25 protein-coding genes are annotated in these 19,313 nt (G+C 48.6%); 14 read left to right on the forward strand and 11 right to left on the reverse strand.

All coding sequences use genetic code 11. From position 1 onward, the window contains the following. Nucleotides 1–235: 235 nt before the first annotated feature. The 6 genes from AAH187_RS07745 to AAH187_RS07770 all read right to left on the reverse strand — a co-directional run bounded on the left by AAH187_RS07745 (nt 236) and on the right by AAH187_RS07770 (nt 3,066). The gene (locus AAH187_RS07745; protein ID WP_342347871.1) at nt 236–589 is read right to left on the reverse strand and encodes a rhodanese-like domain-containing protein; all 354 of its coding nucleotides are present in this window, start codon (nt 587–589) and stop codon (nt 236–238) included. An 82-nt stretch (nt 590–671) separates the two neighbouring features. Then, entirely contained in the window at nt 672–845 is a 174-nt protein-coding gene (locus AAH187_RS07750) for a hypothetical protein (RefSeq protein ID WP_342347872.1), read from the reverse strand. A gap of 48 nt (nt 846–893) precedes the next feature. Continuing rightward, the gene (locus AAH187_RS07755) at nt 894–1,244 is read right to left on the reverse strand and encodes a hypothetical protein (protein ID WP_342347873.1); all 351 of its coding nucleotides are present in this window, start codon (nt 1,242–1,244) and stop codon (nt 894–896) included. Nucleotides 1,245–1,335: 91 nt separating this feature from the next. Next, nucleotides 1,336–1,623, reverse strand: coding sequence for a hypothetical protein (locus AAH187_RS07760; RefSeq protein WP_342347874.1), 288 nt, complete (start codon nt 1,621–1,623; stop codon nt 1,336–1,338). A 40-nt stretch (nt 1,624–1,663) separates the two neighbouring features. Beyond that, nucleotides 1,664–2,158, reverse strand: a complete 495-nt coding sequence (locus AAH187_RS07765; protein ID WP_342347875.1) for a hypothetical protein — start codon at nt 2,156–2,158, stop codon at nt 1,664–1,666. Between the two features lie 518 nt (nt 2,159–2,676). Next, on the reverse strand, nt 2,677–3,066 hold the full coding sequence (locus tag AAH187_RS07770) for a hypothetical protein (RefSeq protein ID WP_342347876.1): 390 nt from the start codon (nt 3,064–3,066) through the stop codon (nt 2,677–2,679). Nucleotides 3,067–3,355: 289 nt separating this feature from the next. Between AAH187_RS07770 and AAH187_RS07775 the strand changes: the two genes are divergently transcribed. The 7 genes from AAH187_RS07775 to AAH187_RS07805 all read left to right on the forward strand — a co-directional run bounded on the left by AAH187_RS07775 (nt 3,356) and on the right by AAH187_RS07805 (nt 8,701). Further along, the gene (locus tag AAH187_RS07775) at nt 3,356–3,634 is read left to right on the forward strand and encodes a hypothetical protein (RefSeq protein ID WP_342347877.1); all 279 of its coding nucleotides are present in this window, start codon (nt 3,356–3,358) and stop codon (nt 3,632–3,634) included. Between the two features lie 49 nt (nt 3,635–3,683). Then, nucleotides 3,684–4,490 (forward strand): PRC-barrel domain-containing protein, encoded by an 807-nt coding sequence (locus tag AAH187_RS07780; RefSeq protein WP_342347878.1) that lies wholly within the window; start codon nt 3,684–3,686, stop codon nt 4,488–4,490. Nucleotides 4,491–4,752: 262 nt separating this feature from the next. Then, on the forward strand, nt 4,753–5,904 hold the full coding sequence (locus AAH187_RS07785) for a Gfo/Idh/MocA family oxidoreductase (RefSeq protein ID WP_342347879.1): 1,152 nt from the start codon (nt 4,753–4,755) through the stop codon (nt 5,902–5,904). Nucleotides 5,905–5,971: 67 nt separating this feature from the next. Beyond that, nucleotides 5,972–6,151, forward strand: a complete 180-nt coding sequence (locus AAH187_RS07790) for a hypothetical protein (protein ID WP_342347880.1) — start codon at nt 5,972–5,974, stop codon at nt 6,149–6,151. Further along, nucleotides 6,148–6,528, forward strand: coding sequence for a sensory rhodopsin transducer (locus AAH187_RS07795; protein WP_342347881.1), 381 nt, complete (start codon nt 6,148–6,150; stop codon nt 6,526–6,528). Before AAH187_RS07790 ends, AAH187_RS07795 begins: the two co-directional genes overlap by 4 nt. 67 nt (nt 6,529–6,595) lie before the next feature. Then, the gene (locus AAH187_RS07800) at nt 6,596–8,347 is read left to right on the forward strand and encodes a thiamine pyrophosphate-dependent enzyme (protein ID WP_342347882.1); all 1,752 of its coding nucleotides are present in this window, start codon (nt 6,596–6,598) and stop codon (nt 8,345–8,347) included. 150 nt (nt 8,348–8,497) lie between these two features. Further along, complete coding sequence (locus tag AAH187_RS07805; protein WP_342347883.1) at nt 8,498–8,701, forward strand: hypothetical protein; 204 nt, start codon at nt 8,498–8,500, stop codon at nt 8,699–8,701. Between the two features lie 477 nt (nt 8,702–9,178). On the opposite strand, the gene AAH187_RS07810 is transcribed toward AAH187_RS07805, so the two are convergent. The 3 genes from AAH187_RS07810 to AAH187_RS07820 all read right to left on the reverse strand — a co-directional run bounded on the left by AAH187_RS07810 (nt 9,179) and on the right by AAH187_RS07820 (nt 10,937). Beyond that, nucleotides 9,179–9,841 carry a DUF2238 domain-containing protein gene (locus tag AAH187_RS07810; RefSeq protein WP_342347884.1) on the reverse strand — a complete coding sequence of 221 codons (663 nt, stop codon included), beginning with the start codon at nt 9,839–9,841 and terminating at the stop codon, nt 9,179–9,181. Continuing rightward, the gene (locus tag AAH187_RS07815) at nt 9,810–10,469 is read right to left on the reverse strand and encodes a DUF2238 domain-containing protein (protein WP_342347885.1); all 660 of its coding nucleotides are present in this window, start codon (nt 10,467–10,469) and stop codon (nt 9,810–9,812) included. Before AAH187_RS07815 ends, AAH187_RS07810 begins: the two co-directional genes overlap by 32 nt. Nucleotides 10,470–10,715: 246 nt before the next feature. Next, nucleotides 10,716–10,937, reverse strand: coding sequence for a hypothetical protein (locus AAH187_RS07820; protein WP_342347886.1), 222 nt, complete (start codon nt 10,935–10,937; stop codon nt 10,716–10,718). Between the two features lie 653 nt (nt 10,938–11,590). Here AAH187_RS07820 and AAH187_RS07825 point away from each other — a divergent pair. Further along, nucleotides 11,591–11,788 (forward strand): hypothetical protein, encoded by a 198-nt coding sequence (locus AAH187_RS07825; protein WP_342347887.1) that lies wholly within the window; start codon nt 11,591–11,593, stop codon nt 11,786–11,788. A gap of 25 nt (nt 11,789–11,813) precedes the next feature. Here the strand turns inward: AAH187_RS07825 and AAH187_RS07830 are convergent, their stop codons facing one another. Together AAH187_RS07830 and AAH187_RS07835 are read right to left on the reverse strand one after the other, a co-directional pair. After that, a complete protein-coding gene (locus tag AAH187_RS07830; protein ID WP_342347888.1) occupies nt 11,814–12,002 on the reverse strand; it encodes a hypothetical protein in 189 nt (62 codons plus the stop codon). Next, nucleotides 11,986–12,552, reverse strand: a complete 567-nt coding sequence (locus tag AAH187_RS07835) for a redoxin domain-containing protein (RefSeq protein ID WP_342347889.1) — start codon at nt 12,550–12,552, stop codon at nt 11,986–11,988. The genes AAH187_RS07830 and AAH187_RS07835 overlap by 17 nt, the downstream gene beginning before the upstream one ends. Before the next feature lie 423 nt (nt 12,553–12,975). Between AAH187_RS07835 and AAH187_RS07840 the strand changes: the two genes are divergently transcribed. The 6 genes from AAH187_RS07840 to AAH187_RS07865 all read left to right on the forward strand — a co-directional run bounded on the left by AAH187_RS07840 (nt 12,976) and on the right by AAH187_RS07865 (nt 19,233). Beyond that, a complete protein-coding gene (locus AAH187_RS07840) occupies nt 12,976–15,108 on the forward strand; it encodes a catalase (protein ID WP_342347890.1) in 2,133 nt (710 codons plus the stop codon). Nucleotides 15,109–15,898: 790 nt separating this feature from the next. Beyond that, nucleotides 15,899–16,300, forward strand: coding sequence for a hypothetical protein (locus AAH187_RS07845; RefSeq protein ID WP_342347891.1), 402 nt, complete (start codon nt 15,899–15,901; stop codon nt 16,298–16,300). A 68-nt stretch (nt 16,301–16,368) separates the two neighbouring features. Further along, nucleotides 16,369–16,761: a phage holin family protein gene (locus AAH187_RS07850; RefSeq protein ID WP_342347892.1), complete on the forward strand. Its 393-nt coding sequence runs from the start codon at nt 16,369–16,371 to the stop codon at nt 16,759–16,761. Continuing rightward, nucleotides 16,737–17,594, forward strand: a complete 858-nt coding sequence (locus AAH187_RS07855) for a hypothetical protein (RefSeq protein WP_342347893.1) — start codon at nt 16,737–16,739, stop codon at nt 17,592–17,594. The genes AAH187_RS07850 and AAH187_RS07855 overlap by 25 nt, the downstream gene beginning before the upstream one ends. A gap of 165 nt (nt 17,595–17,759) precedes the next feature. Then, on the forward strand, nt 17,760–18,734 hold the full coding sequence (locus AAH187_RS07860; protein WP_342347894.1) for a YihY/virulence factor BrkB family protein: 975 nt from the start codon (nt 17,760–17,762) through the stop codon (nt 18,732–18,734). Nucleotides 18,735–18,924: 190 nt separating this feature from the next. Next, a complete protein-coding gene (locus AAH187_RS07865) occupies nt 18,925–19,233 on the forward strand; it encodes a hypothetical protein (RefSeq protein WP_342347895.1) in 309 nt (102 codons plus the stop codon). The last annotated feature ends 80 nt before the right edge of the window (nt 19,234–19,313 follow it).

Consider the following 19,313-nt stretch of genomic DNA (forward strand, 5'->3'; position numbering starts at 1 on the left):
TGACACGGACGTTCAACCACAGAATTCCTCTTTTATTCAATCCCTTTCGTCCTGACCAACTGATGATGTATTAATTGCCACTACCTGAACATTCTTTACCAATTTTCAAAAGAAGGATTTCAGATCTTCATTCCGGTTAGGTCTAATCGGTTTGGCAGGATTTTTCGTTTTGAAATAGTGAGATGCGTCTCCTCAAACACCAACAACAATGTCCGTCAGGTTGTCGAATGAAGAGTTAAGCTTGTGCAATAGGGAAGGTGGTCTCCTTCCATGGACTCATTTCTCCTAGCACATTTACGATCTTCCGGTATCCCTGGTATTGGAGAAAACTTGCTATAACTGATGAACGGTATCCACTTCCACAGATGACGGCAATCTGCGGGTTTCCCTCAATCTCCCTGAAACGTTGAGGAAATTCACTTCCCGTGATGAAGCAGGCATTCTGGATATGACCGCCAGCCCATTCGCCAGGCTGCCGTACGTCCAATACTTCCATGTCAGAGTCCTGGTCTGGATGCTGCTGAAGATCCCACACAGACCATAGAAGTAACATGTGAAGTGGTTTAACTGCGGTGCGCCAGGCGAACATGCCTCCAGCTAACCAACCTGCCGGTGGGGGATATCCAATTCGGAGGAGCTGTCAGGTAACTTCCCAGAGGCCTTGCGGTTTATCAAGGACCAACAGAAGAATCCGCAGGAACGACCGTTCCCGCCCAGGTGGCAAACGAAGAAACCAGTCCGATAGTAAGGGCACCAGGAATGTGGGCCGTAAACGCTTCGGCCTGACGGCATTCAACGATAATCTCACCATCCTGATGTTGCCGGTCAAGTTGATCGGGTTGCAAGGCTAGGGCGTTCAGGTAGTGATCTCACAATGGGAGGGCCGTCGATATTCATTTTCCGCATTCTTGGCCAATACCGAGGCACCGCGGGAAGATGTGGTAAGTCGAGACCATATTCACAAAGCAATCGTTGTGATCCAAATCGACAAGCACTGGATTCATCTGGCGTTCATATCCAATCGTCGTGGAAAGCCTGCTCCCGATATTTCCCCCACACAGGGAACCGCTCACATGCGTCGGATACACTTCTACATAACCAGGGAGCGTGAGAAATTTCTCCTGAAGCATTTGGCACATGGTTTCGGCATATATAGCAGCCTCGTCAGGCCCTCCCAATAAATCCGGCCTGGCCACATCTCCCACGAGTAACGCCCCCTCCGGCCAGCAACATAACGGGCTCATCCCCTCGCGAACGGTCGGTAACCTACCACACTGATATGTTCTGGAATATATCCAGGAGTATGAAGAATTTGAAAGACGACCTCTCCCATGGTCACCCGTCATCGGACATAGGCCGCGCGTCATGGCCGACTTCGGCCTGTTTACCGGCTAGGCATTGGACGGAAATACGGTTGGCAAATTCACAAATGCCAATAACATAATCATGGTGTTGATGTGTTTCGATGGCATAGGCAATGTTCATTTCCTGTCTTCGAGCTTCATCGAGATAGGGACTGACATCCCGGCGAATGCCCAGAACAATGGCTTCGCCCGTTTCTTCGGCTCCAATGAAATACGAGGCATGTCCCAAACTTTCCAAATGAAATTGCTTAACGATCATTGACTGAATTCTTTAGAGGCTCAGGAGTCTTTCTGCGGCATTATTCAGGACGATGAGCATTCCGCCCTGCTGCCTGAAAGGCTTGACTGATGTGGGGCATATTGGTGTCCTTCTTGGTTTTTGGCACCTCCGGTATATCGCGATAATCTCCCCGCAACGCTTTTAATGCATGCCGCTCCTGTTGGATTTCATCTGGAGTGCGAATCCCCAGCCGTCGAAATACCGGAACCGGGGGACACCATCCTTGTATGGCATGTTGAAGCAGAAATCCTGCTACCGCCGCCGGGAGCAAGAACCATCGTCGATGGTACAATGCCCCCAATCCTATGCCTAGAAGTGAAATGGATGCCGCATTCGCTTCGAGAACCCGTTCGATATCCCATTCCTGATCCAACTCTTTTAAGCGACATTCTATTGCCGCGGGCCCGGCAGCGGCATACACCGCCACATGATGTTGACTTCGTTGGTAAATCTCTTCATTGATGCGATCGTCGGTCTGCTCTTCAACCCGAGTAGTCGTCGATGGAATTTCCATTTCCCCTTCTCCTCTGTTTTTCCAATTACCTACGGATGAAAAAAATGCGGTTCCAGTCTTTGCGAAGATTAATTGACCAATACCAACGAGGTAACTGGAGGAAACCCTGGATACTGCTCTGGACACCTAGGGTTTCCGTTATTAGGCCATTCAGGAAAATTCCGGCACATTTTTCACCGTATGAATTGAGTATGCCCGGGCCGATTCACCAGTTATTGACATCTCGATTGACATCCCGGACCGAAGGATGAAAAGAGGCTCGCCAAGAATATCCAGGGATCGAGAGTGATGTGTGTGAAAGATACCCGGCACTTCAACATGTCGGATCAACCGAAACACCTCACGAAACATGTACTAAAGTTTTCAGTTAGCCATTCCGGCATATCCGCCCACCTGTCATTGGGCTAGGTCCTCTCATGCGGCCACCGGATATGGATCACCATCGTCCAACCCTAGCCGGAGGAAAATTAAACCGCTTCTCCCCGACATCCCTGTAAAATTCTATTAAAAAATTTTCCTTATTTTTGATCCGGAACATTCTTTTCCATCCCCTGCGGGGTTAACTGTTCCAACTGGTCCTTCGTCATAGGTTGCCGGGTGGCCGGATCAACAGCCATTTCCGAATCGACCACCGGGGGTGTCACAATTGCATCAGGATCGGCAGGCATTTCGGGATGAATGACCATGTCCGGATCATGAACCGGCGGAGCAATCCCGGGTGATGCATGTCCTGAATCCATTTCTCCCCCCTCTTGGCCTTTCTCAGGGGTTTGTCCCCTGTCTCCTTTCTCGCGGGATTGAGATTCCAGATTGTTCGGAATCGGTTCAGACGAAAACCCTTTTTCAGAATACAAGAAAAGGAAAAGACTTAACCCCAGTATGCTCAAGCCCATCATTCTGTTTCGCATGGTTACTCTCCTCATGTGGTTGAACTTTTAAATAGGTGAGATTCCACTGACCACAACATCCCCCCTTTCCACTTTTCAACCTATGATCGCTCAACAACACATTAAAAACATCTGGAAATAACCCTTGAAAAAAGACCCTCTTCTCAAAAACATATAGACCCCTAGGGGAGAAAGAGGGAAATTCCAGGGTTTTCTCCAGGACCGTTATTTCTAGTTTTCTTTACTATCCAGAAAAAGACAACATCCACAAGGTAGTCATTTAATCATTTCACTCATGGGAACACTTATCATGAACACCAAATCAACTTTCACACCCATGCTCGGAGTGGTTTTAGCCCTTGGCCTGGCGGGTCTAGGTACAAACTCGCTCAAGGGGGAGGCCGTCGTGGACAATTCCGGGAAAAACCTGGAGATGGTCAGAGCAATATTGCGGGCCCAAAACCCCGGTGGAATTTCCTATGTGTCTTTCCCGATGGTGAAACAGTTGGAACCGGGCCAAAAATTTGTCAGATTTCCTGGCGAAAGGGCTCTTCCACCAAACCCGAACATGAAAAACCGCTCGTTCTAATTCTAGAAACATCCCATCCGCAGCCTTAACAACAAGGAGAATTGCAACAATGAACACACAACGCAGAAAGAGTGGAATGGTCGGATTAGCATTAGCCTTTGCCTTGACAGGAGGAGGGATATCCCTAGCCCTCAGCGAATCGGAAGGCTCTGCTCATCCATCCAATGATCTCCTTCTCAATGCCAATACACTCATTGGCAACACCGTGGTTGACAATGCGGGGAAAGAACTTGGAACGGTGAAAGATTTACTGATTGATCAAAAAACCGGCCAGATATCTTATATTGTGCTCTCCTATGGAGGCACATTCGGCGGAACGCTGGGAATCGGGGCGGAAAATTATTCCATCCCTTGGGCGGAGGTCAAGCTCACCAAACAGGATAATAAGATGTTGGTTCAGGTCGCCGAAGCGCCTATTGGCGAAAAGACAACGGCCAAAAAACACCCCTCAGTCCACAATCAACAAGCAGCCGGCATCATGACCGGGGACTTCAATCCGGCTACTGTCGAAACAGTAGATGGAACGGTGGAACATGTGAATAATGACCTGTTTGAATCAGAAGTCGCCACGACCGATAGTCTGATTGTGTTGGACGTGAAAACCTCATCCGGCACCGAACGTGTGCGGGTTGCACCTGATAATTACCTCAAAGAACAAGGAGTCGAGGTTAAGGAAGGCGATACAGTCGAAGTGACCGGTTCACGCATCATGAAAAAAGGGGAAAGTGTGATCATTGCATCAAAAGTTGTGCTGAAAAGAAACGGAAAAGTTCTGGCAGTGCGAAAGGATGACGGGTCTCCCAAATGGAATATGGATGCGAGTGTCCATACTAAGAGTAAAACAGGGCACGAATAATTATCTCCTTATTGTCTGTAAGCGGGGGAAAAGCATTAGTGCTTTTCCCCCGCTTTAGCTCTCCTTCACTTCAATATTTCCCACGGTATTTCTCTTTTTCTTGAACCTTCCCTTTGAAAACATTTTCCTTATCAAAGGTATCCCCTCTGAGTATTTTTCAACGAAACCATCCTCAGCCAGGGTTTTTCCCAGTTTTGTCCGGAAGCGGACCCTGATATAAAACTCTTAACTTTTTATTCTTCCAAATGAACGGGGTCCTCACATGCCTCCCAAAAAACCCTCAACAAGATTCTCACGCACACGCACACAACCCTCTCAAAAAATCCGTTATGCGATTGTGGGATTAGGATATATCGCGCAGGTTGCCGTACTCCCTGCATTCGCTCATGCGAAAAAAAACTCGGAATTAGCCGCCTTCATCTCCGATGACCCCAAAAAATTGAAAAAATTGGGGAAAACATATGGCATTACAGGGCTCTATTCGTATGACCAGTATGAAGAATGCCTGGAACAGGAAAAGATTGATGCCGTGTATATCGCGCTTCCCAACCATTTACATTGCGAATATACGGTCAGGGCTGCGAAAAAGGGGGTTCATGTGCTGTGTGAAAAGCCCATGGCCTTATCCGTCCAAGAATGTGAAACCATGATCCGCACAGCGGACCATTATGGCATCAAATTAATGGTGGCCTATCGGCTGCACTTTGAAGAGGCCAATCTTCGTGCCATCCAATTGGTTCAATCTGGAAAAATCGGCGAGCCTCGGTACTTCCAATCGGCGTTTAGTTTGCCGGTCAAGGACAAAAATAATATCAGGTTACGGGAGGAAACCGGCGGGGGAACGCTTTGGGATATCGGGATTTATTGTCTGAATGCATCCCGGTATCTTTTTCATGCGGAACCGATTGAGGTGTTTGCCACGACGGTCGGACAGGGAAGGGGTCGATTCGAGGAAGTGGAAGAAATGAGCGCGGTCACACTCCGGTTCCCGGATGATCAATTGGCCTCCTTTATTTGTAGTTTCGGCGCCGCAGATGTATCCGAGTTTCGGGTTGTGGGTACGAAAGGACAACTGCGAGTGACCTCTGCCTACGAATATGTTGAACCCATTACTCATTACCTAACCGTGAACGGGAAAGAGAAAAAGCAAGTTTTCTCCAAACGCGACCAATTTGCTCCCCAACTCGTAAAATTTTCTGATGCCATTGAGCACAACACGGTTCCCGAACCGGCAGGGGACGAAGGACTCCATGATGTCCGAATAATCGAAGCTCTGTACCGTTCAGCCAAAAAAGGTCACCCGATCTCCCTAACAAAAATACTCCGGAAACGACGTCCAACCATTCAGCAAAAGCTCCGTCGTCCACCGGTTAAGAAACCCCAACTCATTCACGTTCGCAGTCCGTCCGGTTAGGAAACTTGATGCTTATACATTCCTATTTACATCAGATGCTGACACAGCATGGAAAGGAGATGGATCCATGAATGAGAAATTGAACATGGTTGATTCCAATGGGTCACATCCAATCAGAAATATCGACCCGTCCTTGGCACCTTATCTTCTTGAGGCTGCATTGGATAGGGAATGGGAACATCGCCATGGCCAAGGACAATTTGGAAAAGCTCCAGGGATGCCAGCAGAAGAAGAAATGATGTCATGAGTCATGCGATGGGTGCCAAGCGCTGGGCGATCCCGGAAGGGTATATTCCGGCGAAAAGTACTGGTCCGGAACCCCAAATGACGAGTCATGAAACCGCCTGTCTCCTGAACATATCCAGCAATCCTGCGCATGTGAACATCACCATTTTCTATTCAGATCGGGAACCGATGGGTCCCTATAACATTATTGTCCCGCCACAACGAACGCGACATATCCGGTTTAACGATTTAGAAGACCCTGAACCAATCCCCAAGGATACGGATTTCGCAAGCCTGATTGAGTCCGATGTGCCGATTGTGGTGCAACATACCAGGTTGGATTCCCGGCAGGCCGAAAATGCCCTCCTGTCCACCATCGCCTATACAGACAATTCGTAACGCATTCACACCCCGTCCCCTATCCCGTCTGGTTCAACCTTGAACAAAGAAGAGAGGAACTCAGGACATGACCAAAACCGCCGCAGATGTGTTGGTCGAGAAACTTCATAATTGGGGTGTCGAAATTATATTCGGTATGCCCGGAGATGGTATTAATGGAATTATGGAAGCCCTGCGTCAACGAAAAGAGGCGATAACATTCATCCAGGTTCGTCATGAAGAAGCCGCAGCATGGATGGCATGTGGGTATGCCAAATACACAGGAAAGCTTGGCGTGTGCTTGGCCACATCCGGTCCAGGGGGGCTTCATCTGCTGAACGGATTGTATGATGCCAAAATGGAAAAACAACCGGTCCTGGCCATCACAGGCCATCACTTTCACGACCTGATCGATAGCCATGCCCAGCAGGATGTCAATCTCACCACAGTCTTTGAAGATGTCACGGTCTATAACACCCGTGTGATGAGCGCGACACATCTTGAAAATGTGGTGGATCTCGCATGTCGGACCGCCTTGGGATATCGTGGGGTGGCTCATATTAATTTCCCGGTGGATCTTCAAGAATCAAAAGCCGACAAAGGCTATTCCCAACGGAACATTCCCCACCATTCGATGGAAGTATTTTCCCGTAGCGCGCGCCTCCCCAATGAATCGGACCTGTATGAAGCCGCAGAAGTGCTGAATGTCGGAAAACGAATTGCCATAATGGCCGGAGCGGGAGCACTTGAGGCCACAGATGAATTGGAACAATTAGCGGAAATTCTTGGAGCCCCGATCATTAAACCCTTATTAGGCAAAGCCTCGGTGCCTGATGACAGTCCCTATACGACAGGCGGGATTGGTTTGCTGGGCACAGCACCATCCCAGGATGCCCTGGAGGATTGTGATACGCTATTCCTCATTGGCACGTCCTTCCCCTATTTGGAATTTTATCCAAAACCCGGACAGGCGCGAGCCGTCCAAATCGACCTGGATCCGGCGCGAATCGGATTGCGATACCCCGTGGAAGTCGGCCTGGTCGGCGACTGTCGAAAAACACTCCAACAATTACTCCCGATGTTACATCAGAATAAACACCGGAAATTTTTGGAACGGGCACAGACCAACATGAAAAAATGGCGGGAATTAATGGAAGCCCGAGGAACCAGGAAGGACAAACCCATGAAGCCACAAGTGGTCGCGTGGGAACTGGGCAAACAACTGTCGGACCACGCGATCGTTTCCTGTGATTCAGGAACTATCACGACGTGGTGGGCCAGACAAATACCAGCCAAACGTGGACAGAAACATACGGTCTCGGGAACACTCGCTTCAATGGGCTGCGGGCTGCCTTATGCTATAGCCGCCCAAATCGCCTATCCGGATCGTCAATGTATTGCATTCGTGGGAGATGGAGGATTTTCCATGCTCATGGCTGAGTTCGTCACCTGTGTCAAATACCAATTGCCTGTGAAAGTGGTCGTCATCAAAAATAATACCCTCGGTCAGATTAAATGGGAACAGATGGTGTTTCTTGGCAATCCTGAATATGGATGCGAATTGCAGCCCATCGATTTTGCGGCATTTGCCAGAGCGTGCGGGGGGACAGGGTTGACCATAGAGGACCCGGCTGAGTGCGGGTCTATCATTGAAGAGGCCCTTCGGGCTCCAGGGCCGGTTTTGGTTCAAGCTGTTGTGGATCCTTTTGAACCCCCCATGCCGGCGAATATTACGATAAGCCAGGCAGCAAAATTTGCCGAATCATTGGCTAAAGGTGAGCCGAATCGAGTCAAAATTGCTCTGACAGCTCTTTCGGGCCGGGTTCGTGAGCTCATTTAAGCCAGGAGCAACTTCAGAAAGAGGCACGGCACACTTCCGGGGAAATTACCACCCTTCTGCTCTTTTCCCTGCTTGCGCTATTGGAAGAATGCATGGATAGAGAATATTGGTCACGGGTTATTTCACACACCCTGAAACAGGAGGTGATTGATGCTCACAGTCGGATTCATCATGTTAACTGTAGCGGCAATCCTTGCCGTGCTGGGATTCGGCCTTTTGAATTCTCCTGTCGTCGGTCCCGTCCGTGTGGCGTTTTATTTTTTGTTGATTCTCTCAATCACCGTGCTGATATATGGGGTGGTTCAAGAAGAGGCTCATGTGAATCCCAGAGTGCCGACCCAGCAACAAAATTAAGAGGAGTGTTAAATCCTGGACTGTTGGTGAGTTGCCTCCTGCTTGCTCTCACAAAAGTTTTGACAAGAACAGTTCCATCCATTTTGTGGCCGTACCGATTGGGTCCGTCAGGTATCCAATTGATCTCGACATTGTTCACCGTCACATGCCGCCGATCCCGTGAGGGAATTTGAATGTCTTTTCATAAAATTTTTGTCTAAGGAAGTTGGCCGGCAAGAGGAGTCGGAACCTTCTCCCCCCACTGAGGGTAGGGAGCCGAGGGTCAGCATTAGCGTCAGCCATGTCCCGCACATCGGAGAGGTGGGTGAGGCTGTATGACACATGGTGTCGTTCTTTCCCAATCGGGTGATGAGCAAGCCCCACGCAATATTCATCGCCGGCATTCCTAGCGCGATTTGGGCTATACGTATAAGGTTGACATGAAGGGGATGGAAGGAAAATGAGGAGAAAATAGGACTCATAAGGGATCGGGAAATTTTAACCTGGAGACTGAAGAGGCTTACGAGAGGTAAGCTTGGAAAGAGTATAGGTCAGAACAATAGTCAGAAACGCTCCAATGAGAGCCACCAACATATCTTTTTGAGCATCCCATTCGTCACCCTGAGTTCCAAGATATGCCTCTCCCAATTCCGGGCGAACAAGGAGAACAATACTGGTTTCCATAATTTCAAAGAACCCACTCATGGCCAATATTCCACTGATAGGAAGGTAATAAGCCCAGAACCCATGCACATTCACCCGGCGAAGAAACAATTCCCGCAGGGGATACGCCAGAAGTAACCCGAATGAGAAATGGGCAATGCGATCAAAGTGATTCCGCTCCAATCCCCACCATTCCTGCATCCAAAAGCCCAGAGGAACTTTCGAATATGTGTAATGGGCTCCAACCGCGTGAAGCGTCATAAAGAGAGTGAGGAAAATATAGGAAAGATCTGATAACGGAAATGTTCGATAGGTCGTGACGAGAACAATCATCAGCCCTATTCCCAGAATATTCTCCAGAAACCAGTCGTGGCGGTCGATCGGCTCAATGGCGAGAAATATCCACCACACCACATACCAGGCAATGAGACCGTGGAGAAGAAACCGTTCTTTAAACGATTTCTGATTAATGGCGTTCGCCGCAGTGGTCAGACACATGAGGAAGTTCCCCCGACTTTTCCAATGTGAAACGAGATCCTGACAATTTCCATGTACCGATCATGATGACGAACCAGATCAGTGCGCCATATAAAGTCGCTTCCATATCCTTCTGCGCATCCCAGATATCTCCCTGAGCGCCGAGATAGGCCAGACCCAATTCGGGATGGACGATTCTGGTCACCCACGATTCCAGAATTTCCCACAGCCCCCCAAGCCCCACAAGGGTGAGGAGGACCATACCGGCGCGAATCCATCTGGGTATCCCAGCAATTCTTCGGAAGAGTTCGAACAAGGGTTGGGCAAAAAGTAAACCGAAACAAAAGTGGACGATGCGATCGAAATGGTTACGGGGCAACTCAAACAGTTCCTCCAGCCACAGCCCGAAAGGCACCTGGGCATAGGTGTAGTGGGAACCAATCGTATGCAAGGTGAGAAATACCGCAAGAAGCACATACGAAACGCCCGAAAAAGGCAGTTGCCGATATGTGATGGTTAATCCACCGACGAAAAGAAGAGGAAGGATATTGGCAAATGCCCAACTTTCGGGATCATAAGGAGCCATCGCCATAAAGAGAAAAAACCCCACATACCACAGCAATAACCCGCACATAAACACGTGCTTCACGCTCATCCTCCCTGAGAGTGATGTGAGAAAAACATCGGAATGGTGAATATATTGTCTCTCAGGGATTCCGGAATGACAAGACAGGGGGTGGGAAAGGTTTCCAGAACAAATACTCAAGAGCATAGAGGGCCACCCGATCCCAAAGAGATTTGCACGTTCAAAACCCCTAAACTCTGCCCTAAACTGTGCCTAAGCCACTCGTGGCATACAGCCTAGCGCCAATTACCCACGAGCGAGACCCATTCCTTATCGCGTGGGCGAGGCTGTCGGGGGCCGTGAAGACGATCCCTCTTCCCGCGCCGGACTGCCTTTCATGAACCGGTTGCATCCGCTGTTCCCGGACACCAGCAATCGATAGGGTTGCAGGTTTTCATCAATACATATCCCCATCGTGGCATCTTCACTCTTTGCAGTGGGTTCGATTTGCCACCATTTGCAGCTTTTACATAATCCCCATTGATCTGCCATTTTCGTTCTCCCCCTTCTAGATTTTACATGAATTCCTAATCATGGCAGATCGAGAGGGGGACCTTTCATTCCACTGTTTGGCCTTCTGAAACTCTGTCTTTATAATTGCCAAGGATCCCATCAGTCCGCCACCTATCAATGAAATAGCCACACGAAACGTCTAGCTGTCGTGTCACTAGATCACAGACCGCCCTTCTAGCGGTACGGACGAGTCCCAGCCGTTAACGCCGTAAATGTCCAGTTATTTTTGGGGTATGAGGCAGCGGAATAACATGCAGAAATTGACCGATTCACGCGGTGGTGGATGAATGGCTGCTATTGGAATAAAAATGATGCCCTTTCAGAACACCATTCCCTTGAATACCATTGGGCTTGAAGTCACATGGGCCTTGCTTCATGGCCATTAACCCGACCGTCTCTTACGACCTTGAACAGAAAGTTCCCACCGGTAACCGACAGGGTCGAGAAACCATTTGCCCCTATGTGATGATTCTGGTGACTCAGAACCGATTTTGCTCCAAGATTCCTCACCTTGACCTTGTGCTTCTTCAGCTGTTCAAGCGCCTTTCGCAGTGCAGGCATGTTCTTCAAATGAAACGACATATGACCTATCGATTTGGGTGAAACTTGCCTTTTGACAAGGCGTTCGTCACATGGTCGTTGCCGAGAGCTCCACCGTCCTGGAATTCGAACTCTTTGCGCAATCCCAGGACAGCCATGACCCGTTGCGAACCACGCTTGGGATCACAGACAGCAAGCCCGAAATGACCGACCTGGCCAATAGTGAACGGTATGGTCCTGGTTGCAATTTTGTAAAACCCATGAACCGTGGCGCATTTCTGCTGTCGTAAGAACAATGGACGGAAGACCGAGGATCTAAGTCACAAAAATTTCCGAAAATTCCATGCCCCATGCAGCCACGATGAGGTGGTTCAGTTTGACGGACATGGTCTTGATACTTTTGTTTGGTAAGTCTACGGTCTCTCCATGCACTGTGCCGACCGATCCGCATTCCAGATGAAATAGATGATTGACCAGGGCCTTTTGATCAAATTTTCCCGACAAGATCCAAGCCTGGCTTCAAGGTCTTATCGCCTGGCGTCCAGCTGGCCGGACAGACTTCTCCTTTTCCTTCTCTCACGTGGACTGCCGCTTGAAGTTTCCTGAGTAGTTCCCGGCCATTTCGTCCAATACTGTTATCGTGGATTTCGCCAACTTTCAGAACACCATCCGGATCAATCACGAAGCTCCCTCGGAGAGACACGCCTTCATCCTCCAGATATGTCCCGAATTCACGGCTTAGTTTGCCTGTAGGATCGGCGACCATCGGATACTGAATGCCTTTGATGGCTGGGGAGGTATCATGCCAGGCCTTATGCACAAAGACCGAATCGGTACTGACTCCCCATACTTCCGCTCCCAGTTTCTGGAATTCCGGATAGAGCTCGCCAATTTCCTGTAACTCGGTTGGACAGATAAATGTAAAATCACCAGGATAAAACACCAACACCAACCACTTGCCCTCATATTCTGACAACTTCAGAGAACGAATCTGTTCCTTGTGAAATGCCTGGTAGGTACCATCCGGTATGGTCTGCCCAATTTGCATGATCATTCTTTCTTGTCTCCTTCATTAATACAGATTGAAATATTTAGCTTCGATATTTCATATAAGTAGTGGTTTTATCTGAACTCAAATTCTTGAGTCATTAAAACAAATCCTACCCCGGAATACAAAAAGTTGGGACTGGCATGACCCCTTGCGTGAAACTCTCTTATTTCCCATATAGTTTATGAAATTGACTGCAATCACGGCCTCAGAAGGAAAGAACTCTGATTTCCCTAAGTAAGAGAACGACCACCCTTAATAGAATTCCAGAAAACCGTGTTTTAATTTTAATGGCTTTTAAATGTATTGCACTTTCACTTACCAGGGTTACTAACAGTGTGGACCGACCATATGTTTCTATATAATTTAGAGGTCACCCTGTCACTTACTTATTCATCTCGGGATCATCAATGATGAGGAGCGATTCCCATGGCCAAAAAGCAATCCGCTGAATCCACCCCTCCTTCCACCCGCAAAAAAGCGAAATACGGAGATCAAACTGTCCAGGTCGGCACAGGAGGGGAAGTGCACCAGACAAGTGGAAAAACCAATCCGGTTTTAACGACTCAGCAGGGAGTTCCTGTCGCAGATGACCAGAATTCACTCAAGATCGGCGCGCGGGGTCCTACAGCCTTAGAAGATTTCCACTTTCGTGAAAAGATCTTTCATTTTGACCACGAACGCATCCCCGAACGAGTCGTTCATGCCCGAGGATTCGGGGCGCATGGGTATTTTGAAAATTATGGGTCGCTTGCCGACATTACCAAAGCCGACCTCTTCCAACGAGCAAAGGATAAAACTCCCGCTTTTGTTCGTTTCTCAACAGTGGCCGGTAATAAAGGGTCCTTCGATTTGGCAAGAGACGTCCGCGGGTTTGCTGTCAAACTTTATACCAAAGAGGGTAACTGGGATATCGTGGGAAATAATATGCCTGTGTTTTTCATTCAGGACGCGATGAAATTCCCCGACCTTGTCCATGCAGCCAAACAGGAACCGGATCGAGGATTTCCCCAAGCCCAAACGGCCCATGATAACTTTTGGGATTTTATCTCTCTGACGCCGGAAAGCATGCATATGATTATGTGGACCATGTCCGACCGAGCCATTCCCCGGTCTTTCCGATTTATGGAGGGATTCGGCGTCCACACATTCCGGCTGATTAATGCCGAAGGAAAATCAACGTTTGTGAAATTTCACTGGAAACCGAAGCTGGGCATGCAGTCCGTGGTCTGGAACGAAGCCGTGAAAATAAACGGTGCCGATCCGGACTTCCATCGCCGGGATTTATGGAATGCTATTCAACAGGGAGACTTTCCAGAATGGGAATTGGGTCTGCAGTTGTTCGATGATGAATTTGCCGAGGAATTTGACTTTGATGTGCTTGATGCGACGAAACTGATTCCAGAGGAAATCCTTCCGATCCGACGTGTCGGTCGACTCGTCCTGGATCGCTGCGTGGATAATTTCTTCGCTGAAACCGAACAGGCCGCGTTCTGCACTCAGAACATTGTACCGGGAGTGGATTTTTCCAATGACCCGCTTCTTCAAGGACGGAATTTTTCCTATCTGGATACCCAACTCAAACGGCTGGGGAGTCCGAATTTCACTCACATTCCTATCAATGCGCCCAAATGTCCTTTCAGCCACTTCCAGCAGGACGGACACATGGCTATGCAAAATCCGCAAGGACGAGCCAATTATGAACCCAATTCATGGCCCGGAGAGGAGGGAGGCCCACGGGAATCTCCTGAAAAAGGATTTACTTCCTATCCTGCCGAAGAGGAAGGTCCCAAAGTCCGGCTTCGCTCCGAGACCTTTGCCGATCATTACAGCCAAGCCCGTCAATTTTATATTAGCCAGACCGAGGTCGAACAAACACACATCGCGAAAGCCTTAGTTTTTGAACTCAGCAAAGTGGAACGCCCTGTGATACGAACTCGAATGGTTTCTCATTTGCTGAATATCCATCAGGATTTGGCCAAACAAGTCGCCAAAGGGTTGCGAATCAAGCAGATGCCCACGCCCGCCGATGCTGCAAAACCGACACGGGAGGATCTCCAGAAGTCACCGGCGCTCAGCATGCTTCTCAATGGTCCCAATACCTTCAAAGGGCGAAAGCTGGGGGTGCTCATCACCGATGGAGTCGATAGGAAGGTGTTTGAATCCCTCAAAGCGGCCGTCAAATCGGCAGGGGCAATTATGGAGATAGTGGCGCCCGGCGTGGGCGGGGTGGAAGCCAGTGACGGGACATGGATTGAAGCGGACCAAAAGGTGGATGGCGGCCCATCTGTCCTGTATGACGCAGTGGCACTCTTACCTTCCGAGGAAGGAGGGCTAGCTCTGGCCAAGGATCCTGCCGCCAGAGACTTTGTAGCTGATGCCTTTGCTCACATGAAATTCATCGGTTACGTCGAGGCTGTCACTCCTCTATTTCAGAAGGCCGGAGTGCAGGAAAGTCGAGACGCTGGATTTTTTGCCGTTGATAAGGGGAAAGGATCAACGCAATTCCTTGAAGCGTGCCGAAAGCTTCGCTTTTGGGACCGCGCGGTGCCCTCTTCATGAATCGCCGTGTCATAAGAGAGCGTCAGCACAAATTTCCATTCTTCCCTTTCGCTGGAACAAGGAGTTCAAAATTCAGGGGTAACTATGGCCGAATCAGGGGTTTCTGCTAGTTAGGAGTACCCTCGATCTCCTTCATAATTCCATTAGTATGACAAAATTTTTCTGCATTTTCTTTCGTGGAGTCATCGCATTCAAAAAAGGGGGGTAGAATCATGAAGGTGGTAAAGACAGTCCTAGGAGTTTTAATGGTGATTTTTCAATTATTGGAAGTCATTAGCATGGTGAGCCGTTTCGCCTTAGTAGTCTGAACGAACAATTGAAATCGGGAACGAAGCTACCCATTCAATCTTGGCTTCGTCCCTTTTTCAATTAAAGGTGCAGAAATGTGATTTAAACATTTTCAAGAGCACTCCCCCTTGTCCCCTATCATTCAATAGGCCGAGTTCTCAGAATATATACACTTCAATCCCTAATATGCCGGACTTAGGCCTTGATTAATTCTATTCACATTAATCCCTTGATCCATTGAAATTCAGGACATTGAAAACTCGTCGTTAAGGGTTCTTGCCAGTTTAAGGGAGGTGTCATTTGGGATATAACAACCACTCAAAGATTTTTATGGGTTGTAAAATTTTGGGATGGGTCACAATTGGATAACGACCCGGACACATACAAATAACTGTTCTGTTCAACGAAGGAAGATACCCGCATGGCAAAGAAAAAGGAAGGAGCAGGAGAATGGGAACCGAAGGCGTGAGATCATATTGCGAACCGAGTACGAGGTAAGAGTATGGACCTGTTCAGTCAAGCTCAAGAAAAGATCAAACGAAAGGTGGAGGAGCAAAAGACGCGTGGAGTAAAAGAACTTTCCGGCATGGTAGAAGCGATTCGTCATGCAGGGCATCATCTACGTGGTCGGCAGAAAGATGCCATAGCCCACTATACAGACAGGGCCGCGGACAATATTGATCGGGCCATTCAGTATGTTGAATTGCGAGATGTGAGTGATCTACTGAAAGAGGCTCAATCCCTTGCCCGTCGTCACCCAGAGGCCTTTTGGGGAGGCGCATTCTTGCTAGGACTGGTGGCAGCCAGATTTTTAAAAAGCTCCAATGAACCTGAACGGCGGGAATCGGTGTCTGCACGGAAGAAGGAGCGTGCGACGATTGTGCCTATGTCGACAACCGTGTAGACAACCCCCGGAAACCTGGAATCCCTCCATTAGTAGATACGTGGGGCTTCACGAATAAGGAGACGAGAATGGATGACACCCAAGGTGAACGGCGACTGAGTGAACTTTTGAGTGACCTTATGAGGCAGGTAAAGTTTTTCTTTCAGCATGAGCTGCAATTATTCAAGAGCGAAATATCGCTCAAAGTTTCTCAGGCAGGAAAAGATCTCGCGCTCATCGCTGTGGGTGGAGCAATTGTCTATGCAGGGGTGTTGGTCTTATTGATTGCGGCCACACTGGCTTTGGCGCTCGTGATACCCGGCTGGGCTTCGGCCCTCATAATTGGAATAGTGGCTATTGGTGTGGGCTATGCCCTACTTCAGAGAGGCATAAACGACTTGAAACACATGAATGCCTCTCCAACACAAACATTTGAGAGCTTAAAGGAGACTAAAGAATGGATAACACACGCCATCAATTAAATCCTTCATCGTCGGGACAAAATAAGATTCAGAACAATCTTCGTGACAAGATTCAACTCACCAGGGATGAAATAGGCAGGACCATGAATTCCATTCAGAATCGTCTTTCTCCTGATCGAATGGCGCAATACATCAAGGAATCAGCAAGGGGCGGGATACAGGCTGTCAAAAACCAGGCACGAGGCCCATCTGAACAATGGGCATCACCCGACACTGAGAAGATTTTGAACAAATCTATTCCTGCCGCTTTAATAGGGGTTGGCCTGGCATGGATCGTGGCACGGGCCATTAATGCCTCTCAAGAAACGAATAGACGGAACAGAGATTTCTATTCACTGGATCCGCAGGAGGAATGGCCTCTCTATGCGCCGGAAGAAGAATCAGGACGGACGTGGTCAAACCGGACGAATGAAAAAGACTCGATACAAGCCCAGAGGGCGGCCCTTCAGAAATCCTTGGAACAAGCGAAAAGAGAAGGCCCCCAGGGCACCCATCATGCTCAAGATTGCCTACTTAGTGAATGGACATCCGAACCTCATGAGAGAGAAGGGGAAAATCCCGCCAAAGGAGATTTTCAGAGATTCCTTCAGGATAATCCCCTTACGATGGGTGTCATTACATTAGCCATAGGAACAGCAGTGGGCCTCTCCCTGCCTCGGACCAGAGGAGAAGACAAATGGATGGGGAGGACCCGCGATCAATTCGTAGATCAGGTGAAAGCAGCATCAAGAGATATCACACCGAAGGTGCGTAGGGCTTTTAGTGATATGGAACGCACAACAAGGAAAATAATCAAGGATGAGATATACGGAGAAAAAGTTGAGAGAACATAGCTCCGGATCCGGCATTCACGTATTTATCCATAACATACAGACTCTTGAGACTTAACATTCATCACTCTTCATTCTAGAAATTATTTTTCACTCATGGATCGACCGAAACTCAACCCCAATGATCATCAAATAGGCACCTTCCCTCCTGCCGAGGAAAGAGCACACATGGCACCGCCATTCCAGGAAGCAAAAAAAGAGGGGAATAGAGGAAGAAATGCAAATGTCCCAGGACAAATTCCAAAATTTGGGTGGTGGGATATTCTCGTCCGGGTGAAAGACCAGATTTCAAGCGATAATGTCTCCATTGTCGCTGCAGGCGTCGCTTTTTATGGGACCCTGGCACTCTTTCCTGCCCTCGCGGCTATTGTTTCAGTATACGGCCTTATCACCAGCCAGCAGGAGGTCCAAGAGCAAATCACTTCAATCAGTGATTTCCTGCCGCAAGACGCTCAATCCATCATTCATGAGCAGTTGATGTCCATTTCCACCAGTGCAGAGTCGGCATTAAGCTTTGGAGCCATCGGGGGTTTGCTTCTCGCGATATGGAGCGCCTCGAAAGGCATGACCGCCTTAATTACCTCATTGAATATTGCCTATAATGAAGAGGAAACACGGGGGTTTGTTAAAATCACGGCTCTAGCGTTAGGGCTAACGGTCATTGGAATCATTTTCCTCATTCTGACGCTTTTTCTGATTACGATGCTTCCCACAGTTCTCAGGCTATTCGGATTCGGCGAGGTTGCTCAGGCCAGCCTCTCTCTGGCCCGTTGGCCGGTCTTGGCGGGCATCGTCATGCTTGGGCTATCTTTACTCTACCGTTACGCGCCATGTCGGAATAAGCCAAAATGGGAATGGGTGTCATGGGGCGCAGCCATTGCCACCATTCTTTGGATAATTGGGTCATCAGCATTTGCGATTTATGCGAATGATTACAGCAGTTATAACCAGACGTATGGATCACTGGGGGCGGCTGTCATCCTTCTCATGTGGTTTTGGTTAACCGCATTTATCATAATGGTCGGAGCTGAGCTGAATTCGGAAATGGAGCGGCAAACCACAAAGGATTCAACCGTGGGAGAACCCCAACCCATGGGCCAACGGGAGGCCTACTCTGCCGATAGTCTCGGGCCAAGCCAATGACTTCCATTCACGGCGATTGATGGAGAAGCTTTTACTTGTCTGGCTGGAAGGAATAACAATGACTTTCTCAAAATTCATCCATTAAACCTAATATTCCTGAAATTTCCGGAAAAACATAGATGCCTGAAATCAAGCGGCAGTATCAATCAGACGAGGGTTTTGTGGATCCCAATCCAGAATAAGGAGAGAGATGATGCCAAGAGGAGACAAATCCAAATATACGGAGAAACAAAAGCGTCAAGCGAGCAAAATTGAAGAAGGATATGAAAAACGGGGTGTGTCCCAAGATGAAGCGAAGCAGCGGGCATGGGCTACCGTGAACAAAATGACCGGGGGAGGGAGAAACCCGGGTGGGTCCGGCCGAGGCAAACCGATGAATACGGAACCGGCGAAAAAAGGAGGCAAAATAGGTGGGAAAACCTCCGCATCACGGTCGGTATCAGCCAAATCCGCCTCTGCCAAAAAAGCGGCCCAGACACGCGCACGGAAGAAAAAATAAAGGCCTATAATCATTGTGTCTGCAATAATCCTTTCGTTTTTTCTACTTTATGCAAAGTTAAATTTTAGCTACCATGGAGC

Origin of the sequence: uncultured Nitrospira sp., assembly GCA_902500695.1 — a bacterium.
Taxonomy (GTDB): Bacteria; Nitrospirota; Nitrospiria; order Nitrospirales; family UBA8639; genus Nitrospira_E.

Bases quoted from the DNA above. Each gene is read 5' to 3' on its own strand.
- AAH187_RS07745 (WP_342347871.1), bottom strand. From the start codon at position 589: ATGTTCGCCTGGCGCACCGCAGTTAAACCACTTCACATGTTACTTCTA.
- AAH187_RS07755 (WP_342347873.1), bottom strand. From the start codon at position 1,244: ATGAGCCCGTTATGTTGCTGGCCGGAGGGGGCGTTACTCGTGGGAGAT.
- AAH187_RS07760 (WP_342347874.1), bottom strand. From the start codon at position 1,623: ATGATCGTTAAGCAATTTCATTTGGAAAGTTTGGGACATGCCTCGTAT.
- AAH187_RS07765 (WP_342347875.1), bottom strand. From the start codon at position 2,158: ATGGAAATTCCATCGACGACTACTCGGGTTGAAGAGCAGACCGACGAT.
- AAH187_RS07770 (WP_342347876.1), bottom strand. From the start codon at position 3,066: ATGCGAAACAGAATGATGGGCTTGAGCATACTGGGGTTAAGTCTTTTC.
- AAH187_RS07775 (WP_342347877.1), top strand. From the start codon at position 3,356: ATGAACACCAAATCAACTTTCACACCCATGCTCGGAGTGGTTTTAGCC.
- AAH187_RS07780 (WP_342347878.1), top strand. From the start codon at position 3,684: ATGAACACACAACGCAGAAAGAGTGGAATGGTCGGATTAGCATTAGCC.
- AAH187_RS07785 (WP_342347879.1), top strand. From the start codon at position 4,753: ATGCCTCCCAAAAAACCCTCAACAAGATTCTCACGCACACGCACACAA.
- AAH187_RS07790 (WP_342347880.1), top strand. From the start codon at position 5,972: ATGAATGAGAAATTGAACATGGTTGATTCCAATGGGTCACATCCAATC.
- AAH187_RS07795 (WP_342347881.1), top strand. From the start codon at position 6,148: ATGAGTCATGCGATGGGTGCCAAGCGCTGGGCGATCCCGGAAGGGTAT.
- AAH187_RS07800 (WP_342347882.1), top strand. From the start codon at position 6,596: ATGACCAAAACCGCCGCAGATGTGTTGGTCGAGAAACTTCATAATTGG.
- AAH187_RS07805 (WP_342347883.1), top strand. From the start codon at position 8,498: ATGCTCACAGTCGGATTCATCATGTTAACTGTAGCGGCAATCCTTGCC.
- AAH187_RS07810 (WP_342347884.1), bottom strand. From the start codon at position 9,841: ATGTGTCTGACCACTGCGGCGAACGCCATTAATCAGAAATCGTTTAAA.
- AAH187_RS07820 (WP_342347886.1), bottom strand. From the start codon at position 10,937: ATGGCAGATCAATGGGGATTATGTAAAAGCTGCAAATGGTGGCAAATC.
- AAH187_RS07825 (WP_342347887.1), top strand. From the start codon at position 11,591: ATGGTCGTTGCCGAGAGCTCCACCGTCCTGGAATTCGAACTCTTTGCG.
- AAH187_RS07835 (WP_342347889.1), bottom strand. From the start codon at position 12,552: ATGATCATGCAAATTGGGCAGACCATACCGGATGGTACCTACCAGGCA.
- AAH187_RS07840 (WP_342347890.1), top strand. From the start codon at position 12,976: ATGGCCAAAAAGCAATCCGCTGAATCCACCCCTCCTTCCACCCGCAAA.
- AAH187_RS07845 (WP_342347891.1), top strand. From the start codon at position 15,899: ATGGACCTGTTCAGTCAAGCTCAAGAAAAGATCAAACGAAAGGTGGAG.
- AAH187_RS07850 (WP_342347892.1), top strand. From the start codon at position 16,369: ATGGATGACACCCAAGGTGAACGGCGACTGAGTGAACTTTTGAGTGAC.
- AAH187_RS07855 (WP_342347893.1), top strand. From the start codon at position 16,737: ATGGATAACACACGCCATCAATTAAATCCTTCATCGTCGGGACAAAAT.
- AAH187_RS07860 (WP_342347894.1), top strand. From the start codon at position 17,760: ATGGCACCGCCATTCCAGGAAGCAAAAAAAGAGGGGAATAGAGGAAGA.
- AAH187_RS07865 (WP_342347895.1), top strand. From the start codon at position 18,925: ATGATGCCAAGAGGAGACAAATCCAAATATACGGAGAAACAAAAGCGT.